The sequence below is a fragment of the Trichloromonas sp. genome (assembly GCF_041583255.1).
Classification (GTDB): domain Bacteria; phylum Desulfobacterota; class Desulfuromonadia; order Desulfuromonadales; family Trichloromonadaceae; genus Trichloromonas.
Genome location: NZ_JBFHGD010000043.1, coordinates 1 through 18,898, shown reverse-complemented (window position 1 = coordinate 18,898; position 18,898 = coordinate 1). Strand labels below are relative to the sequence as shown.

Annotated in this window: 13 protein-coding genes; 3 read left to right on the top strand and 10 right to left on the bottom strand. The window is 58.1% G+C overall.

Features of this window, described 5'->3' with window-relative positions:
- From ABYV89_RS05440 to tkt, 3 genes are all read left to right on the top strand, one after another.
- Window positions 1-955: pyridoxal phosphate-dependent aminotransferase (locus tag ABYV89_RS05440; protein ID WP_432821923.1), on the top strand; the 955-nt coding region annotated here is incomplete at its 5' end.
- A gap of 72 nt (window positions 956-1,027) precedes the next feature.
- Window positions 1,028-2,392 carry a glutamate--cysteine ligase gene (locus ABYV89_RS05435; RefSeq protein ID WP_432821922.1) on the top strand — a complete coding sequence of 455 codons (1,365 nt, stop codon included), beginning with the start codon at window positions 1,028-1,030 and terminating at the stop codon, window positions 2,390-2,392.
- Window positions 2,393-3,176: 784 nt separating this feature from the next.
- Complete coding sequence (gene tkt / locus ABYV89_RS05430) at window positions 3,177-5,171, top strand: transketolase (protein WP_432821921.1); 1,995 nt, start codon at window positions 3,177-3,179, stop codon at window positions 5,169-5,171.
- A gap of 125 nt (window positions 5,172-5,296) precedes the next feature.
- On the opposite strand, the gene ABYV89_RS05425 is transcribed toward tkt, so the two are convergent.
- The 10 genes from ABYV89_RS05425 to ABYV89_RS05380 all read right to left on the bottom strand — a co-directional run.
- The gene (locus ABYV89_RS05425) at window positions 5,297-7,306 is read right to left on the bottom strand and encodes a hypothetical protein (RefSeq protein WP_432821920.1); all 2,010 of its coding nucleotides are present in this window, start codon (window positions 7,304-7,306) and stop codon (window positions 5,297-5,299) included.
- 372 nt (window positions 7,307-7,678) lie between these two features.
- Window positions 7,679-9,478: a M3 family oligoendopeptidase gene (locus ABYV89_RS05420; protein WP_432821919.1), complete on the bottom strand. Its 1,800-nt coding sequence runs from the start codon at window positions 9,476-9,478 to the stop codon at window positions 7,679-7,681.
- A 215-nt stretch (window positions 9,479-9,693) separates the two neighbouring features.
- Window positions 9,694-10,851: a rhodanese-like domain-containing protein gene (locus tag ABYV89_RS05415; protein WP_432821918.1), complete on the bottom strand. Its 1,158-nt coding sequence runs from the start codon at window positions 10,849-10,851 to the stop codon at window positions 9,694-9,696.
- A gap of 364 nt (window positions 10,852-11,215) precedes the next feature.
- Window positions 11,216-13,009 carry an FG-GAP repeat domain-containing protein gene (locus tag ABYV89_RS05410; RefSeq protein WP_432821917.1) on the bottom strand — a complete coding sequence of 598 codons (1,794 nt, stop codon included), beginning with the start codon at window positions 13,007-13,009 and terminating at the stop codon, window positions 11,216-11,218.
- Between the two features lie 124 nt (window positions 13,010-13,133).
- A complete protein-coding gene (locus ABYV89_RS05405) occupies window positions 13,134-14,567 on the bottom strand; it encodes an alginate export family protein (RefSeq protein WP_432821924.1) in 1,434 nt (477 codons plus the stop codon).
- 107 nt (window positions 14,568-14,674) lie between these two features.
- A complete protein-coding gene (locus tag ABYV89_RS05400; RefSeq protein WP_432821916.1) occupies window positions 14,675-14,809 on the bottom strand; it encodes a hypothetical protein in 135 nt (44 codons plus the stop codon).
- Window positions 14,810-15,179: 370 nt separating this feature from the next.
- Window positions 15,180-15,695, bottom strand: a complete 516-nt coding sequence (locus ABYV89_RS05395) for a TlpA family protein disulfide reductase (RefSeq protein WP_432821915.1) — start codon at window positions 15,693-15,695, stop codon at window positions 15,180-15,182.
- A gap of 221 nt (window positions 15,696-15,916) precedes the next feature.
- Window positions 15,917-16,321, bottom strand: a complete 405-nt coding sequence (gene mce / locus ABYV89_RS05390; protein WP_432821914.1) for a methylmalonyl-CoA epimerase — start codon at window positions 16,319-16,321, stop codon at window positions 15,917-15,919.
- 100 nt (window positions 16,322-16,421) lie between these two features.
- Window positions 16,422-17,402, bottom strand: a complete 981-nt coding sequence (meaB, locus tag ABYV89_RS05385) for a methylmalonyl Co-A mutase-associated GTPase MeaB (RefSeq protein ID WP_432821913.1) — start codon at window positions 17,400-17,402, stop codon at window positions 16,422-16,424.
- A gap of 115 nt (window positions 17,403-17,517) precedes the next feature.
- Window positions 17,518-18,898: methylmalonyl-CoA mutase family protein (locus tag ABYV89_RS05380; RefSeq protein ID WP_432821912.1), on the bottom strand; the 1,381-nt coding region annotated here is incomplete at its 5' end.

Below are 18,898 nucleotides of genomic sequence, written 5' to 3'. Positions count from 1 at the left end.
CCGCGAGGCCCGGGTCATCGGCCCCTCACCGACCTACTCGACCCACTCCTCCGGCGAAGCCGCCCACGCCGGCCAGAAACCGGTCTCCTACCGGCTCGACCCGGACAACAACTGGTATCCCGACCTCGACGACCTGCGCCTGTCGGTGAAGTACAACCCGGCCATTTCCGGCATCCTGATCATCAATCCCGACAACCCGACCGGCGCCGTCTACCCGGAGCGGATCCTGCGGGAGATGATTGCCATCGCCAAGGAATACGACCTCTTCATCATCTGCGATGAGATTTATCACAACATCGTCTACAACGGCGAATCGACCAAGCCGATCTCCGACCTGATCGGCGACGTGCCGGCCATCGCCATGAAGGGGATCAGCAAGGAAGTCCCCTGGCCAGGCGCCCGCTGCGGCTGGATCGAGGTCTACAACGCCGACAAGGACCCGATATTCCAGCAGTACGTCTCCAGTATCGTCAACTCCAAGATGGTCGAGGTCTGCTCGACAACCCTGCCGCAGAAGGCGATCCCGGCCCTGCTCAGCCATCCCGAGTATCCGAAATATCTCGAAGAGCGCAAAAACCGCTACGAGCGCTGCTCAAACATCGCCTACGACCTGCTCAAGAACGTGTCGGGCATCAAGGTCAACCGGACTAACGGCGCCTTCTACATGTCGGTGGCTTTCGACAAGGGCCGCCTCACCCACGCCCAGAGCCTGCCGATTGAAATCAAGGAAGTAAAGCAACTGGTCGAAGGGCTGGTCAACCTGCCCGGCGCCTCGCTGGACAAACGCTTTGTCTATTACCTGCTGGCAGCCACCGGCATCTGCGTGGTCCCCCTGTCGTCCTTCTGCACCCCCGAGCAGGGCTTCCGCATCACCCTGCTGGAGCGCAGCGAAGAGGAATTCACCAAAATCTTCGAAACCATCGCCGCCAGCATTACGGCCTACCTGAAATCCTGAACCCCGAATGAAAAAGGCCGGTCAAGCTGACCGGCCTTTTTCATTCGGGCAGAGAAGTGATAGACTTACGCGATGACCACCCTACTTAAAACACACCTGCAGCGTCCCGTCGAGTCGGTTCAGGACCTGGTCGATTTTCTCTGCCGGGGGGCACGCCCCGAAAGCCAGTGGGGCATCGGCGTCGAGATGGAAAAACTGGTTCTCGATGCCTCGACGGGCGAAGCGGCCCATTATACGCAGATCGAGAAACTGCTGCAGCGGCTTGAAGTCAACACCGCCTGGGACGGCATTCGTGAGCGCGGCCACCTGATCGGCCTCAAAGGCCCCTCGGCATCCATCACCCTGGAGCCTGGCGGACAACTGGAACTCTCCGGCGAGCTCTGCAGCGACCTGCACTGCTGTAGCCGCGGCTGGGAGCGCTACATTCGTGACATCCTCGAAGCCGGACAGGATCTCGGCCTGATTTTTCTCGGCCTTGGCGTGCAGCCCTTCACCCCCCTGGAAAAAATCGACTGGCTGCCCAAATCCCGTTACGACATCATGGGCCCGTACATGCTGCGGACCGGCGACATGGGACAGCGGATGATGAAGCAGAGTGCCGGGGTGCAGGTCAACCTCGACTTTTCCGACGAGGCCGACTGCCTGGCCAAAATGCGCCTGGCCATGATGCTGTCCCCCCTGCTCTATGCCCTGTTTGCCAATTCGCCGGTCATGGAGGACCGACCGACCGGCTTCCTCTCCACCCGCGGGGAAATCTGGGCCCGCACCGATGCCGATCGTACCGGCCTCATCGATCGCCTGTTTGAGGCGGATGCCGGGCTGATCGACTATGTCGAGTACGCCCTTGACGTCCCCATGTACTTCATCTACCGCGACGGCGCCTACCAGGATCTGACCCAAAGCCGATTCAGCTTCCGCAGCTACCTCGAATCCGGACATGCCGGCCATCGGGCGACCCTGGGTGACTGGGATCTCCACCTCTCGACGCTCTTTCCCGAGGTCCGTCTGCGGCCGCAGATCGAAGTCCGCAGTGCCGACAGCCTGCCGCCCCGACTGACGCTGGCGGTGGGCGCACTGCTCAAGGGGCTGCTGTACGATGCCCAGACCCGCGGCAAGGCCTGGGATCTCTTCAAACTACTGTCGACCGAGGCCAGAAACGAGCTCTACCGCCAGTCCTGGCGACAGGCGCTGACAACCCCCTTTGACCGCGGCCGGATGCAGGAACTGGCCACCACCCTGATTGCCATGGCCAAAAGCGGGCTGAGGCGGCAGCAGTGCCTCAATGACCGGGGTCAGGATGAATCGATCTTCCTGCAGGAGTTGGAGGATATCGCCGGGACCGGGGTCACCCTCGCCGAGCGCCTGCTGGCGAACTGGCGTGGAACCCGGACCGAGAAGCTGCAGATTCTGGTGAACCATTGCGGCTTCAAACCCTGATCCAGCCGCCTTGCAGCCGGCTCTGGGTTTGCGGATAATTTTTATTAACTTCTATTGAAAAAAGGCATTATTTGATTATGCTAATCATGGTCGCGCCTGTTGTGGCAGACGGGCCGTGGCTGAAGAAGCATGGGCTTCTTCATTTCCCCCCTGTCAGGGCCGGTTCGTCGGGCACCTCCCCCGATCCGGCCCTGATCTTTTGCTCCCGCTCAAACTACTGCGCAAAAGCACAGAACGCGACCGTTTCTGCAGCCCCCATTTTTTACGGATAGCAACGTAGAAATTGCCGCTCCCTTCGACTAGTATTACACCATCAACCGGCTGTTGTGGCAGGCAGCCTGCTGAGAGAAGAAACAACTCCTTCTTCGTTTTCCCCCATGTTCCAACTACAGGGCCGGTCACTGGGAGCCTCCCCCGGACCGGCCCTCCTCCTTTTCCGCCCCTTCATTTTCCCAAGACGCCTGACTGTGCCTTTGCACACTCGCCTTGTGCTTTTTCGGCACCACTTTTTTACGGGTTCTCCGGTGGCACTCATCCGCCTGTCGAACTATAGTAGAGCCATCACCGAATCGTTGTGGCAGGCGTGAAGGTGATGCCTCCTGTTTCATTACTCCCTCCTGTACGTCGAAAGGGCCGGTCAAGTGACCGGCCCTTCAACTTTTTCCCACCGTCCGTTTTATGCAATTAAACCGTGTCGATTTCACGGCATTCGGATATAATCCCGCTACCACTCGACACTCCCTTCGACAATCCCGAAAAGCCCTTGCCCTCAAGGAGATTCCATATGCCTGTCGCACCCATCGATTACCACTTCGCCAAACCATCCATCGACTGCCTGCGCCTGCTGGCCGCCGACGCGGTGGAAAAAGCCCGCTCCGGCCATCCCGGCACCCCCATGGAAGCCGCCCCGATCGCCTACCTGCTCTATCAGCGCCACCTGCGCCATAACCCGGCCAATCCGAACTGGCCCGGGCGCGACCGCTTCGTCCTTTCCTGCGGGCATGCGTCGACCCTCCTCTACGGTATTCTCCACCTGAGCGGCTACGACCTGTCGCTGGACGATCTGAAAAACTTCCGCCAGTTCGGCAGCCGCACCCCCGGCCATCCCGAGTTCGGCCATACCCCCGGCGTCGAGACGACCACCGGACCGCTCGGCCAGGGATTTGCCGTCGGCGCCGGCCTCGCCATGGGCTCCCGCTTTCTCGCGGAGCAGGTCGATGCCGAACTGTTCGCCAACCGCACCTATGTGCTCTGCTCCGACGGCGATCTGATGGAGGGGCTTTCCGCCGAGGCGGCGTCCCTGGCCGGCCACCTGCGCCTGGGCAGCCTGATCTGCCTCTACCTGGACAACCGCATCACCATCGAAGGGGATACTTCGCTGGCCTTCAGCGAAGACGTCGGCACCCGCTTCCTCGCCAGCGGCTGGCACATCGAACGGGTCGAAGGGGAGAATCTGGCGGAAATCGACGGCGCCATCGAACGGGCCAAGAACGACCCACGCCCTTCGCTGATCATCGCCCGCACCCACATCGGCCAGGGCTCTCCCAACAAGCAGGACAGCGCCGACGCCCACGGGGCGCCTCTCGGCGCGGAGGAACTGCGCCTGACCAAGGCGGCCCTGGGCTGCGATCCGGACCAGTTCTTTGTCATCCCGCCGCAAGTCGCCAAACACATGGGCGAAATCCGGGAGCGGGGCCGCGCGCTGGAGGCGGACTGGCAGCAGCGCTGCGACCAGAAGCTGCGGGACGGATCCCCACAGCTCGCCGCCTGGCAGCAACTTCAGACCGGCGACCTGCCGGACGGCTGGGAGCTGGGACTCCCCGAGTTTTCGCCGGCCGACGGGGCCATGGCCAGCCGCAAGGCCAGCGGCATCGTCCTGAACGCCCTGGCAGAGCGCTTCCCGCTGCTGCTCGGCGGTTCGGCCGACCTGGCCCCCTCGAACAACACCGAGATCAAGAACCAGCCCTTTTTCGCTCCCGGCACCGGTGGCCGCAATATCCATTTCGGCGTCCGCGAGCACGCCATGGGGGCAATTCTCAACGGGCTGTCGCACACCCCGGGACTGATCCCTTTCGCCGGCACCTTCCTCGTCTTCGCCGACTACATGCGCACCCCGATCCGCCTGGCGGCGATGATGGGGCTCGGCCCGATCTACGTCTTCACCCACGACTCCATCGGCCTCGGTGAAGACGGGCCGACCCACCAACCGATCGAACATCTGGCCACCCTGCGCGCCATCCCCGGCCTCAACGTCATCCGCCCCGGCGATGCCAATGAAACCGCACGGGCCTGGGAAGCCGCCATCGCCAACCGCAACGCGCCGACCGCCCTGATCCTGAGCCGGCAAAACCTGCCGACCCTCGACCGCGACCGCTGCGGCTCGGCCGACGGCCTGCACCTGGGCGGCTACATCCTGGCACGGGAAGAAGGGGACCTGCAGGCCATCCTGCTGGCCACCGGCGCGGAGATCCACCCGGCCCTGGCCGCCCGCGAGCTGTTGCAGCAGCAGGGAATCGGCACCCGGGTCGTCTCCCTCCCCTGTTGGGAGCTGTTCGACGAGCAGGAGCAAGAGTATCGGGATGACGTACTGCCGCCGTCCTGCACCCGGCGCGTCGCCGTCGAGGCGGCCAGCCCCTTCGGCTGGGAGCGCTACGTCGGCCCGAACGGCGCCATGGTCGCCATGACCGGCTTCGGCGCCAGCGCCCCGGCCGAGCAGCTGATGGAACACTTTGGATTTACCGCGGAGAATATTGCAGAGAAAGTGAAGGGATTGCGCTAGCAGCGCGCGCCGACATTCTTCCGGCTAAATTATTGAGCGAGTACCCGAGGGAGGTTTTTCGCATGCAAAAAGGCCCCGCATCCGAAAATGCGGGGCCTTTTTACGTGATCAAATTAAACGAATCCCTAAGGGGCTTTCTCAAGCCTTACAGGGATTGACTCGGTATACTCTCCACCTTTCCAGGTCCAGGTAAATGTCAGAGATCCGAGCTTATCTGCCGCCTTGTCAGTATTATTGTTAGCGATAGTTACAGAGTAAATTGGTGCGCCAGGGGCGTTGGTGTCCATGAAAGTATTCTTCGTTTTGCCGCTCAAGGCTCCGACATCCGTGGCTACCTTGAATTCAGTGCCGGCTATCGGAGGGTTGTAATTCGAATCATGAATTGAGAAGAAAATTGTGGTGGCCCCAGGATTCGGAATATCTATGTTCGATGTAGATACTGAGATACCAGGGCGCCCTGTAAACAGCAGTTTGATTTGCCGTGAAATCCTTTTATTGCTGTCCCACTCACCATTCATGCCGTTAAACAGGCCATTCAGGTTTCTGTCGACGACCAGATCCTCGAAGGTATTATCGTAAGGATTCCCGGGAATCTCTGCCCCCTTGGCAATATCTTCACGATCATCATCTTTGTCAAGGTGGATATCGTCGTAGGTGTCATCAAACGCCTCGCCAAGATCGTAACGACCATTGGCATTCGCATCGGTGAATTCTTCTTCACCGTCAACCACAGCAACGATCGTGCAAAGACCATCCCTGGGTTCAACTGTAGCGGGTATAGCTATGCCGAGATCCGTAAAAAACTTAGCCTTGTAAGCATCATCTACAGTATTAGATAGCACATTTTCAGGGTCAGGTCTTTGCGTTCTGAAGGTAACGGACCCTTCCCCGGCAGCACTAAGATTGGTGGCCCGGTCGATCGCGCCACACTCGCTGTAGAAAGAGACCGCGGTACCTGCCAGAACGTTATAGTTGCCGTATCGATCAGCCATTCGCGCTGTGATCTCAGCCGTTATACCATCATAGTTGCCGCCCTCGAGATTCAGCTTTGTTGTCGCCAGTGAAAAATGGCCCGCTGAAGGCACTCCACCGCCAATGGCGATGACCCCACTCGAGGTAGAAAGAGCCGTGTCCTTAACCGTCGCGATGATTGTCGAAGTCCCCGGAACGGCTCCGCTATGCAGAATCACTGTGGCCACGCCGCTCAGGGTACCGACTTCCAACTCGGTCACACCTGGAGTCGTCCCGATATACTCGCCACCGTTGGGGCCTGACAATTTGAAAACGACCGTCTGACTGCCGTTTACCGGATTACCGTTCGAATCCTTAACTAAAAATTTGACAATCGAGGTTTCCTGGCCGCCGGCCCCTTTGATGACAACAACCTGGGGGGTTGCCGAAACAAATTCGATACTGCCAGCAGCGGCGCCGGCCACGGCAATGTCCGTTGTTCCTGAAGCGCTACCGGATGTCGCGGTCACGGTTGCAATCCCGGCACTGGAGCTGCCGGCTGAAAAAGTGGCCACAGCAACCCCCGCATTGCCGGAGATGGTTGCCGAAGGGACAATGGTCCCGAGTTTAATATTATTGACGCTGAAGTTGACGACGGTGCCGGCAGCCATCGGGTCGTCATTACTGTCCAATACGGTGGCACTAACGACCGAGGTGCCGCCAATGGTAATAGAATCCGGAATCGAGGCAACGGTTACCTTTGTCGCGGCCTTTAAATCAGAAATCTGTATTGTCAGCGAATCTGACACACCGTCTACGGTGGCGGTGAGCGTCACATCGCCCTGGTTGCTCCCTGCGGTCAGGTTTACCGAAAGCGTACCGCTGACCGTCGTAGCCTTTGGTACGATTGAAGCGAGGGCAGGATTATCGAAACTGAAGCTGACCGTTTTTGAATCAGTGACAAACTGACCGCTAGCAGTAAGAAGTTTCACCGTAATTGCGGTCGTTTCGCCAGCTTTAATTGTCGAAGAGCGTGCAGAAAGCGCTATGGCATTGACGTCAGCCACTGTTGTATCAACAGTCCCGGTCCCACCACTGGTCCCATCACTACCACCGCCGCCACTGCCGCACCCGGCCAGAAGCGTGACCAACACCAACATCAAAAACTTGAAATATTTCTTCATCTTGAAACTCCCTCTGATTTATTCATCATGCCTAATCTCCTTTTTTTCAGCCTATAGAGACCTACGTAAATGACAGATCACCCGCAAAAAGCACTGAACCTGTTAATTTATTGAGAAAATTACTGTCTTCAACACATTAAATAAAACGCAATAACAATAACAGATAATTTTTCGGACTGAAAGAAATTAATAACCGGATAAGCAGGGGGAGGGGGGGACTGCATTCGCATGAAACAGGGATGGCGGCGCCAAAAGTCACCCCGTCAGCGCCACCGTGGCTTTTCAGGACGTCGACAATCCGATGCATGCCTGCATACCTGAAAAACCACTAAACTTTGTATGGTGTATGGCGAAAATTTCACCAATCACCAATCACCGCTCCTCAACCAGCTGCCTCAGCTCCTGCAGCAGCCCGCGCACAAAATCATACCCCTTCTGCCAGAAATCGGGATCGGCCAGGTCGATTCCCAGCGGTTTGAGGATTTTCTGCGGCTCGGCGCTACCGCCGCTGGCCAGCAGTTCGAGGTAGCGCGGGACGAAGGCGGGGCCCTCCTCCAGGTATTTCTGATACAGGGCCAGCACCAGCAGCTCGCCGAAGACGTAGGAGTAGCAGTAGAAGCGGGCATGGATGAAATGGCTGATGTAACTCCAGCCCCAGCGGTAGGGCTCGATCATCTCCACGCTATCACCGAACAGTCTGGCGTTCTCCTGCCACCACAGGGCACAGTAATCCTCCGGGGAGAGCAGCCCCTCGCCCCGCTGCCTGTGGGCGGCCAGCTCAAAACGGGTCAGCATGTTCTGCCGAAAAGTGGTGGCAATAATGTCTTCGAGCTTGGCGCAGAGGAGTTCGATCTTGACCTGCCGGTTTTGCTCCTTGTCAAGCATCGAGCGGGTCAACAGCATTTCAGCAAAGACGCTGGCGGTCTCGGCCATCGGTAGCGGCGCATGGTACTGGAACAGGTTCTGCTTCTGCGCCAGGGCGTAATGCACCCCGTGTCCGAGCTCATGGGCCAGGGTACTGACATCCCGCAGGTTGCCAGTGTAATTGAGCAGCACGTAGGGAGCGAGTCCCGGCATCATCCCCATGCAGAAAGCGCCGCCGGTCTTCCCCTTGGCCGGCAGCACATCGATGCGCCGGTCGCGAAAAAAGGACTCGGCCAGCTCGGCCAGCTCGGGAGAAAATCCCGCAAAAGCCTCAAGCACCATCGCCTTGGCGTCTGCAAAGGAATAGCTGCGACTTTCTCCCCCCAGCGGGGCATAGATATCGGTGTTCTTCATGCGGTCGAGCCCGAGCAGCTCTTTTTTCAGGGCGAAATATTCCTGGGCCAGCCCGTAATTGGCCTCGGTGACCTCCATCATCCGTTCGACCATGGCCGGCTCGGTTTCACTCGACAGGTGAGTCGGCGTCATCAGGTCGGGATAGTTGCGCAGCTCCACTTCCTTGCCGTGATCGAGCAACAGGTTGTTGAAACAGGCCGTCAGCACCAGATCGTTTTCCGCATGCTTCTGCAAAAAAGCCGCAAACGATTGCTCCCGCACCTCCCGCTCGGGATGATACAGCAGCGACAGCAGTTCTTCGCCGCTCACCTCGCGGGGCTGCTCTTCACCAGGCATCTGGAACAGGTATTTGAAGGCCGAGGTCACCTCTTCGAACAGCTGCACAAAGGCTTCTTTTCCCGACAGATCCTTGCGCTTGAGAACCTGCTCCACCTCTTCGGCCAGGGTATAGGGCGCATGCGCCCGCAGCTGCCGCAGATAATGGGCATAGCCGACGACCTCCGGATGCTTGAGCAGAGACGCAAAGCGCTCTTCTTCGATCCGCAGCACCTCCAGCTCAAAAAAGAGGGTGGCCTCGCTGATGGAGCTCCAGCATTCGCGAACCTTCGCCTGCAGCGCCTTGTGCGGCGCGGGGGTGCTGTCGGCAGAAAAGAGCAATTGCGCATAGAGGTACGGCTTGAGGACCAACCGCTGCAGGCGCTCGTAGCTGCCCAGAGCCGCCACCAGCAAGTCGGCAGATAGCCGATCCGAATCGATGCGACCGCGGAAATCGCGGCGAAACTGATTCGCTTGCTTCAGTGCATTCTCAAGATCAGACTCCAGCCCTGGCGCTGTCGGCGACTTGTACAACGGCAGCAGGTTCCAGCAAAGTTCGGATTGAACAGCAGACGACATGACTTCTCCTCGGATATTGCACATTTTCAAGCACCGCTCTTTGTACGGCTCTTGCGCAGCCTGCGCAACCTTTTTCTGCAACTCTATAAAGATACCAGCATTCCCTGCCGCAGCCATGGCGGCAACTGTTTTTTAAGAACCTTTTCTCCGCTTTTTTTGTACAAAAAAAGCCCCCTCGAATCGAGGGGGCTTTTAAAAGCACCAGCCGCGGCCGACTATTCGATTACAAAGCCCCCGTCAGGATTGATGATGATCGTCTTATCGAGGTACTGCAGGTTCTGCTTGTTGACGTAGTCCGACTCGCCGAGAACGGCATAGTAAGCGCCGCCAGCGCGGCCGCCGGTGGAACAGTACATAACCACACGCCCGTCTTTGGGCAACTTGGCGACGGATTCCTTGGCCTTGAAAATGAAATCCTCGTCGTAAATGTGAATGGCCCCCAGAAGATGGCCGGCAGCGAAGTCCTCTGCCGAACGGACATCCACCGCCTGCACTTTGCCCTCGGCAATCAGCTTCTTGAATTCATCGACGGCGATCGACTCGGGCAGCCCGCCGGCCGCAGCCTTTGGCTTGGCGACCACGCCGCTGGCCTGATCACCCCACATCGGCAGCCCGGCTTCTTTCCAGGCCGGCTCTCCGGCGGCAAAGACCGAGACGTTGGCATAACCGAGTTTGAGCGCCAGCTCGGCCGACTCGTGGCTCAGGTTGCACTTGGTGCCGCCACAGTAAAAGATGACCGGGATACTTTTGTCCGCCGGCAGCAAGCCTTTCTTCAGTTCGAATTCGGCCTTGGGAATGGAAACCGAGCGGGGGATGAACGACTGGCTGTGCTTGACCGCCGGTCGGGAATCCACCAGCAGGAACGGCTCGGTGCCGCCCTTGGTCACCAGTTTTTCGATATAAGGGAGTTCGACCTCGAGGTAGTTTCCTGCCTTGGCCCAACCCGGTTCGCCTTCATACCAGACCTTGACCTTCTCGAAACCGTTCTTCATGGCGATTTCTGCCGATTGCGGGCTGAGGTCGCAATGGAGGCCACCACAGTAGAAGACAATGGTCTTTTCCTTCGGCAGTTTGCCCAGGTTTTGCTCAAGCATCGGCTTGGGGATGCTCAAGGCGCCGGGGACATGCCCTTCATTGAACTTGACTTCCGGTCGGGCATCGACCAGTACATAATTGGCGGCTTCGGCAGAGGCCAGCAGCTGCATCACCTCGGCCGTGCTGATAGCCAGAGCGGGATCCTGCGGTACGGCCTTCTTTTCCACTATGGCCGGCGCCGCGGCTGCCGCCTGCTCCACTTGCGTCTTCGTTGCGGCGCACCCTGCGAGTAATGCGACCGCCAGCAGTCCTGTTAACCATTTTCCCCAGTTCATCATCCTTTGCTTGCCTCCCCGATAAAGGTTTGCCTTAAGGCCAAGATGGCCCGTGTTATCCACCATCAACAGAGCATATTCTGTACCTATTTTCCCGCGACTTGTCGGGTTTTACAATCAGCGATCTTTTTCTTATCTAAATATGCAAACATATTGCTTTTATGTTGTTTCATTTCAGCCTCAAACCCCATGCCCAGACCATGCAACGCCAACCCAACCGCACCACCTGGTTAATTTCAGTCAATTTTACGTCATTTGCCGTAATATAAAAACAGTAAAACAACTTGACCGGCCGTTGTTTACCCTCCAATTAAAAAGGGGGCCCGGAAAAACCGGGCCCCCTTTTCGCTACTATTAAATAACGGATTTATTTCGTCAGTTCGTACGACAGCAGATGACTCGCGCCACCCTCGCCGAGAAGTGAAGCGGGCTCACTTGCAACGAACAGGACTCGATCCTTATCCATTGCGAGCCCCTGGATGGGCGTATCCACCTCGGCCCCCAGGGTACCCTTGACAAACATGTTGCCACGGAACTTGAACACAGCCAGCCAGCTCTTCTGCACCCCCGGACCGATGCCCGGCGAATTGAGAGTCGATCGCTCCGAAGCCACAGCGACAACTTCCTTGATGCCATCGCCATCGAGATCAACCGCAACCGGGCGCACATCAAAAGAAGCATAGTCCATAACAGAGTCGCGGGGATTATTCACATTCGTTTCATAGGATGCGATGGAAAGACTCCCCCCCATGATTTTGGGTGATTTGTAAAGCTGCCGATCCCCCTGGTAGATATACAGCAGGTTGTCACGAATATAGAGCGTCTCCAGCTTGCCATCCCCGGTCACATCGGCAAACAGGCTTCCCTGCACCGGAAAACGACGTGGCAGCTCCAAACCGAGTGGGGCGGTCGTTACTTTGCCGCCGGCCAGCTCCATCCTGTAATAGCTGCTACCGAAGAAACCTCTGACATCATACCCTTGGGCGATCAACAATTCATTAGAACCATCGGCGTCCTGGTCAAAAGAACCGAGCAGATAGCCGATATTTTCGTCAACAGAGACCAGGCGGGCGTCAACCAGCTCAAAAATCGCGCTCTGAACACGGCTACCGTTCCAGGTACTGGCGGCCAGATAGATCCTGCCAGCAGCAGGCTGCCACCATTGCACCGACAGAATCTGGGCAATGTACGAGGTGTCTGCTTCTGCGACAAGGCTGAGGGCCTCTGCCGCCGTGTAGACCTTGATATCCTTGCCGTCGGTGGCAGCGAGCAGCAACTGGCCGTTGCTTCTGGCAAAATCGGACATGGCCGTCACGCCCGTCAGGTTGCCCACATTTTTATAGCCGGGAAAGCTCGCCTCAAAGCTCAGACCGCCAGCGGCAGGTACGGCATCCAACCGGTAAGGGCCGCTCGACGCTATCGCGGGACTCTGCGCCGCCTGCTGCTCCAGGGCCCGCAGCCGGGCTTCCAGGCTGCTGGGTGCGGCCGTAGCCACCGGCTCGGCGTAGGTGACCGGAGCAGCGCCCGCGGCAACCGGAACACTGGCGCCAGCCACAGGGTATGTGCGCAACACCTGAAAGTCGGGGCCATGAACGAGCAGCCGGTCATTGTTAAACACAAAGGTCAAGCCCGTGGCATCGGCAGCCTGCCCCGCACCTTTTTCGGGCCGGCTTGCCTGCGACTGGCGATAGTCCTGCCACTCCAGCGAAGGGAGGGCATTTTTCAGCTCAGCATAGGTGGCCTCGCCCTGGCCCGTGTAGTCCCAGAAAGTGGCGGGCAGGCTCTCGTAACGGCGGATCGTCTCACCCTTGACAATGCCGGAGCTGCCGTCCAGCGCCCGCACATACGAATAACCCGACTTGACCCGTACGACCTGCAGCACAGCCTTGACTTCATCGAGCTTGCCCAGAACCGCGCCGGTTACGGGGTGGATGATGTTTGCACCCGGCTTGACGACGCTGAACAAATCACCGATGACGACACCGCTGGCGGCATCCAGATCGATAATATATTGGCCGTCTACCGGCATAACCACGACCCCGGCCAGCGGCTTGAAATCACGGCCTACAGTTTCTGCCAGACCCGCCAGGGCAGCTGCAGGAACCAGCTGCACCAGCAGAATGATGAGTGCAACGCGAAATCGACGTGGAATGAACCGCATAAGGCCAGACTCCTTTTATAGACATTGCAGCAGATGGCAGGGGGAGAAATAATCGGGCAGTAAAAACAATGGCCGGGCATTTGCCCGGCCATTGTTTTACCACAATACTGCCAGATCGGCAATCTTAGAACTTGAAGCGGAAACCGGCGTCAGCACGGAAAACGTTGTCGGCATCATTTTCTTTGCCCTGGAGTTCGTCCATGGCAGCGCCGGACCACAGATAGCCGGCGTTGAGCGCAGCGGTCAGGCCGGTAGCGATCTTGTAGCTGCCGCGAACGGCAAGTTCATGACCGAGTTCGGTATCGCCCCTGCCGCCAGCATCTTCTCCGTCAATACCCTGAGCGGTGTTCCACCACAGGTAGCTGGCGCCGACCGAAGCCTTGTCGTTCAGGTCAATGTCACCGCCGAGGTACAGCAGGCTGAGACCCTTGTCCATCACGTACCAGCTGTTGATCGGGGCATTGTCGTCAGCCAGGTTGGCGAAAAGCACGGCACTGCCGAAGCCACCGGTGAAAACGTCGATGGAGTCGAAGTTCTCGAGCTTGTTGTCGTCGTCGTTATCATCACCGCTGGCATACAGATAGCCAAGCTTGATTTTAGCGGCGTCGATCTTGGTAGACACTTCACCGTTGAACAGGTAAGCCGAGCGGTCGAGGGCGACGTTGTCGCCAGTGGAGGTTTCGCCATCCACGGTGCCGTCCAGGTAGATGAAGGTACCGCCGAGGAAAATGGGGCCGGCCTGGGCGTCAGCCGCAACGCCATACCAGATTTCCTTGTCCTGGAGTTCGGCGGTGAGTGCGGGTGTAGCAGCAACAGGCGCAGCAGTTACCCCAGTGGTGGGGTTAAACACACCAGGAGCATAAGGCCCCTTTGCGGCGGTAATAGTATAGGATTCCTGGCCCTGCTCAGCGTACATGACAAAAGCGTTCAGCCTCAAATCGGCGGAGACCTTGTAAACCACATCGAGGCCATAGACGTCGTCGTAGTTATTCTTGTCTTCGTCGGTAAAAGCAGCCGATACCTCATCGCGGAACCAGCCGAGGCTGTAGGAGAGGTCGCCACGGGTCGCCGAGTACTTGACGCCGCCGGCGTTGTCAGACCAGACGAACTTGTTGTAGCCAACCGGCTGCAGACCGACGGACAAACGGGCAGCGTTGTCGAAAGGCACTTCGAAGTCGGTGTAGGCGTACTGCAGCTCAAAGACGTTGTCGTCGCCGCCGAAGTCTGCACCGGTGGCGCCGTATTTACGGGATCCGAACTCGAAGCCCAACACGCCCTTGACCTTCTTGTCGTCGTCGGCCGCAGTCAGCATGGCACGATACTTGATGTCGCCGAAGAAATCGCTGTCGCCTTCGTTTTTCTTGAAATTACGGGCCTTTACCCCATCGGACACATTGTAATAATTGGTCGTGTCGCTGGAAATACCGCTGTTGGTGAACAGAGAGGAATCGGTAATAACGGAGAAGCGGTTGTTGAAGTCACCGCTCCACTTGACATCGAAAGCCATGGCGGGGGCCGCCAGGGCCACAGCGACCAGGGTCGCCACTGCTATTTTCATCTTGCTCACTTTTGCCTCCCGAATAAAAATTTGGCATTTTCTTCTTGCGGGATCAACCCCACGTCCCCAGTTCCGCAGCGGAACTACCAAGGGATAAATGTTGCTGCCTACTGAACGGGACCGTCGAACTCGTAGCCACAAGCAGGGCACTTGATCTTGGCTGCACCACCTTTAGTCGTTGCGCAAGCCGAAAGCGAAACGGCCAGCACCATCACCATCAACAGAGTTACCAGTTTCTTCATACCTTTCACCTCCTTTCGTTTTCAGTCAGTTAGTAAAGATAATCCAGGTGTTGGCCTTCTACATGGTAATGAAGGAAAAAACAAACACCTTTTACTTCGCAAGGACAATGCCAACCTTGACTAAAACAGCACTGCCCCGCCTGCAAACCAAATAAGGCCATTATTTCCAACAACTTACACATAAATATCAGCGGAAACTATGTTTCATTGCCTTTTTTAAACTGTAGAACTTCTGCCACACTGTTGCCGATCATCCACGAAAAAGAACACATTTGAAACCATTAAGCCACCCCGGTTATATCTTTTTATCCGAGCAAGGTCAATTATTTTGGCAATTCACCAGCACCGCCCGGCACAGGGCGCAACGGCATCAACGCTCGCCGCCGACAACCGGCTTTGCCGGAGCCTTTTCAAACTCGGACACGATCTGCTGTGCGGTCAGGATGTTGCCATCGCGCATCACGCGAAAATCGCGATCGATCAGGATGACACGCGGAATCAGATAGACGTTGTAGGCTTTCAGCGCCTGACCGTCATCGATCATGACATTGAACGGCGACTCGAATTTCTCGCCAGCCAGATATTCCTGCACCATCTTTTCCGAATCCTGCAGAAAAACCTCGACGATGCGGATATTTTCTTCCTTGAGAAACGCCTCGATTTCGTGGAATTCAGCGCTCTGCTGGCGGCAGGTCGGGCACCAGGTCGTCGCCAGTTTCAGGATAATCAACTCCCCCTTATGATCGGACAGCTTGAAATCCTGACCATCCATATCTTTGAGCTGAATATCGGGGGGAGACTCGCCGGTCTCGACCGCACAGACCGACAGTGACGTTACGGCCAGAAAAACCAGGGCCAGCAAACTTGCACGAAGTGCTTTCATCATACGAACTCCTCTGGTAGGAAACAGCAATGAAGGTTCCGCCGTTCAGTGTACCAACCATCACCATCAAGTCAAGACAACTGAACCGACTTGCTGTTTTACCAAATGAGGTGTCAGTATATTTTCATACAACACAAAGTCAAGACAAAAATAAACAGACAGGCGCAAGGCACTGGTATTGCGCCACTTTATGCCAATAGCTTCACTAATAACATTGTTTTGTTTTACTTCACGGCCTGGCATATTTCAGTAAGAACTCCACCGGTCGCCTTCGGGTGCAGAAAGGCGATCAAGCTGTGGTGGGCCCCTCGACGGGGCTTTTCATCGATCAGGCGAACGCCCGCGGACTTGAGCTTCTCCAGGGTCGCCTCGATATCCTCGACCTGGTAGGCAAGGTGATGTACACCTTCGCCGTTTTTCTCCAGAAACCTGGCTACGGGCGAATCCTCAGCGGTCGGCTCGAGCAGCTCGATCCGGCTTTCGCCTACCGCGAGAAAAGCGACCCGAACCTTCTGTTCGGCCACCTCTTCGGTCCCTTCAAAGACCATCCCCAGAACGTCCCGGTAAAAGGGGATGGACGCCTCAAGGTTCTTTACCGCGATACCCACATGGTTAATCTTGTCGGTCATGTTAGCTCCGGAATGTTAGGCAAATATTTGGAAACAGCAAAAAGACATACCAGGAAAAAAACAGGGCAAAGACACAGCTGGCCAAGCACGGGAATCGCCCCTACATCCCCCGCTTGAAGGCGTTCAACAGGCGCCTGGCTGCCGCGCTCGGGGTGGTGAGGCCGGCATCGACGGCCTCCTGAACCGGCCCGAGCAGCGCCTCGACATTGCGGTCGCGCAGGAACAATTCCTTGAGATCGTCCATCACCAGGGTCCACATCCAGTCGGCGGCCTGCAGCCTCCGTTTTTTCTCGAATTCACCGCTGGCCATCATGGCGGTTCGAAAAGCAAGCACAGCCTGCCAGGCCCCATCGATCCCCTGGCCGTGCAGGGCGCTGCAGAGCAGGGCCGGCACCTGCCAGTTGGCGCTTTTCGGCTTGATCAGATGCAGGGCGTTGACATACTGCTGACGGGCCAACTCCGCCCGGGGGCGGTTATCCCCCTCGGCCTTGTTGATGAGGATGGCGTCGGCAATTTCCATGACCCCCTTCTTGATCCCCTGCAGCTCGTCACCGGCGCCGGGGAGCTGCAGCAGCATGAAAAAATCGACCATCGAGGCGACGGTGATTTCCGACTGGCCGACCCCGACGGTTTCGACAATGACCACATCGTAGCCGCCAGCCTCGCACAGGAGCATGGTTTCACGGGTCTTGCGGGCGACCCCGCCCAGGGTGCTGCCGGATGGAGACGGGCGGATGAAGGCATTGGGGTCGCGGGACAGCAGTTCCATGCGGGTCTTGTCGCCGAGGATGCTGCCGCCGGTAAGCTGGGAGCTCGGATCGACGGCCAGCACCGCAACCCTGTGGCCGAGGCCGGTCAGGTGCAGCCCGAGCGCTTCGATGAAGGTGCTCTTGCCGACGCCGGGGACCCCGGAGATGCCGATGCGGATGGAGTTCCCCGAGCGGGGGAGGAGTTCATCAAGGAGAGCGGTGGCCGCCAGAGAGTGGTCGACGTTGCGGCTTTCGATCAGGGTAATGGCCTTGGCCAATGCGCGCAGCTGGCCTTTTTGCACCCCTTCGGCGATATCGTGAATTTTAAACAAAAAAACCTCTGGAAAAATTTCAATGCAGGGGCGATGCCTGGTCCGCCCGAGGGTCTTCTGAAATCCTTTTTCAAGCGAAAACGGCGGACCCTGAGGCCCGCCGTTTTCGCTCAGGCTATTTGCGTTTTTCCTCGATGGCATCGAGGGTCTGACCGGCCGACAGGGTAATCGGGGTGCCGGGCCCGAAGATCTTGGCGGCCCCCGCCGCATAAAGGGCATCGTAATCCTGCCGCGGAATAACCCCGCCGCAAACGATGGCGATGTCATCGGCCCCGAGTTTTTTCAGCTCGGCAGCCAGCTGCGGCACCAGGGTCTTGTGCCCGGCGGCGAGACTGGAGACGCCGACCACGTGGACATCGTTTTCGACCGCCATCTTGGCCGCTTCTTCCGGGGTCTGGAAGAGCGGGCCGACATCGACGTCGTACCCGGCATCGGCGTAGGCCGTCGCGACCACCTTGGCCCCGCGATCGTGGCCGTCCTGACCCATCTTGGCAATGAGGATGCGCGGCCGGCGACCTTCCTTGGCGGCGAAGTCGTCGATCCGCTTCTTCAGCTCTGCAAAATCCTTATCTGATTCGACCACGGATCCATAGGCTCCCGATACCAGCTTGATTTCTGCCCGGTGACGACCAAAAACAGTTTCCATCGCGTCGGAGATCTCGCCGACCGAAGCCCGCTGACGAGCGGCGTTGACGCACAGGTCGAGCAGGTTTGCGCTCTTATTTTCGCACGCCCTGGTGATCGCCGCAAGAGCCTGCCGGCAGGCCGATTCGTCGCGCTCGGCCCGCATCTTGTTGAGACGGGCAATCTGCGATTCGCGTACCGCGGTGTTGTCGATATCGAGCACTTCGATAGGGTCTTCTTTGGCCAGCTTGTACTTGTTGACCCCGACGATGACGTCGCGTCCGGAATCGATGGCAGCCTGCTTCTTGGCCGCCGACTCCTCGATGCGCAGCTTGGGCATCCCCGATTCGATGGCCTTGGTCATGCCGCCGAGAGCCTCGATCTCGTCGAGAATCTTCTGCGCCTCCTCGATCAGCGCCGCCGTCAGCGATTCGACATAATAAGAGCCGCCCAGCGGGTCAACCACGTTGCAGACCCCGGACTCTTCCTGGATCACCAGCTGGGTGTTGCGGGCGATACGGGCGCTCTGGTCAGTGGGCAGGGCGATGGCCTCATCCAGCGCATTGGTATGCAGCGACTGGGTTCCGCCGAGCACCGCGGCCAGCGCCTCGAGGGTGGTGCGGATGACGTTGTTGTAGGGATCCTGCTCGGTGAGGCTCCAGCCCGAGGTCTGGCAGTGGGTGCGCAGCATGCTCGACTTGGGGTTCTTCGGGTCGAACTGCTTCATCAGCTTCGCCCAGAGGTAGCGGGCGGCGCGCAGCTTGGAGGCCTCCATGAAGAAGTTCATGCCGATGGCGAAGAAGAAGGAGAGCCGCGGCGCGAAGGCGTCGATATCAAGCCCCTTGGCGATGGCGGCGCGCACGTACTCGATG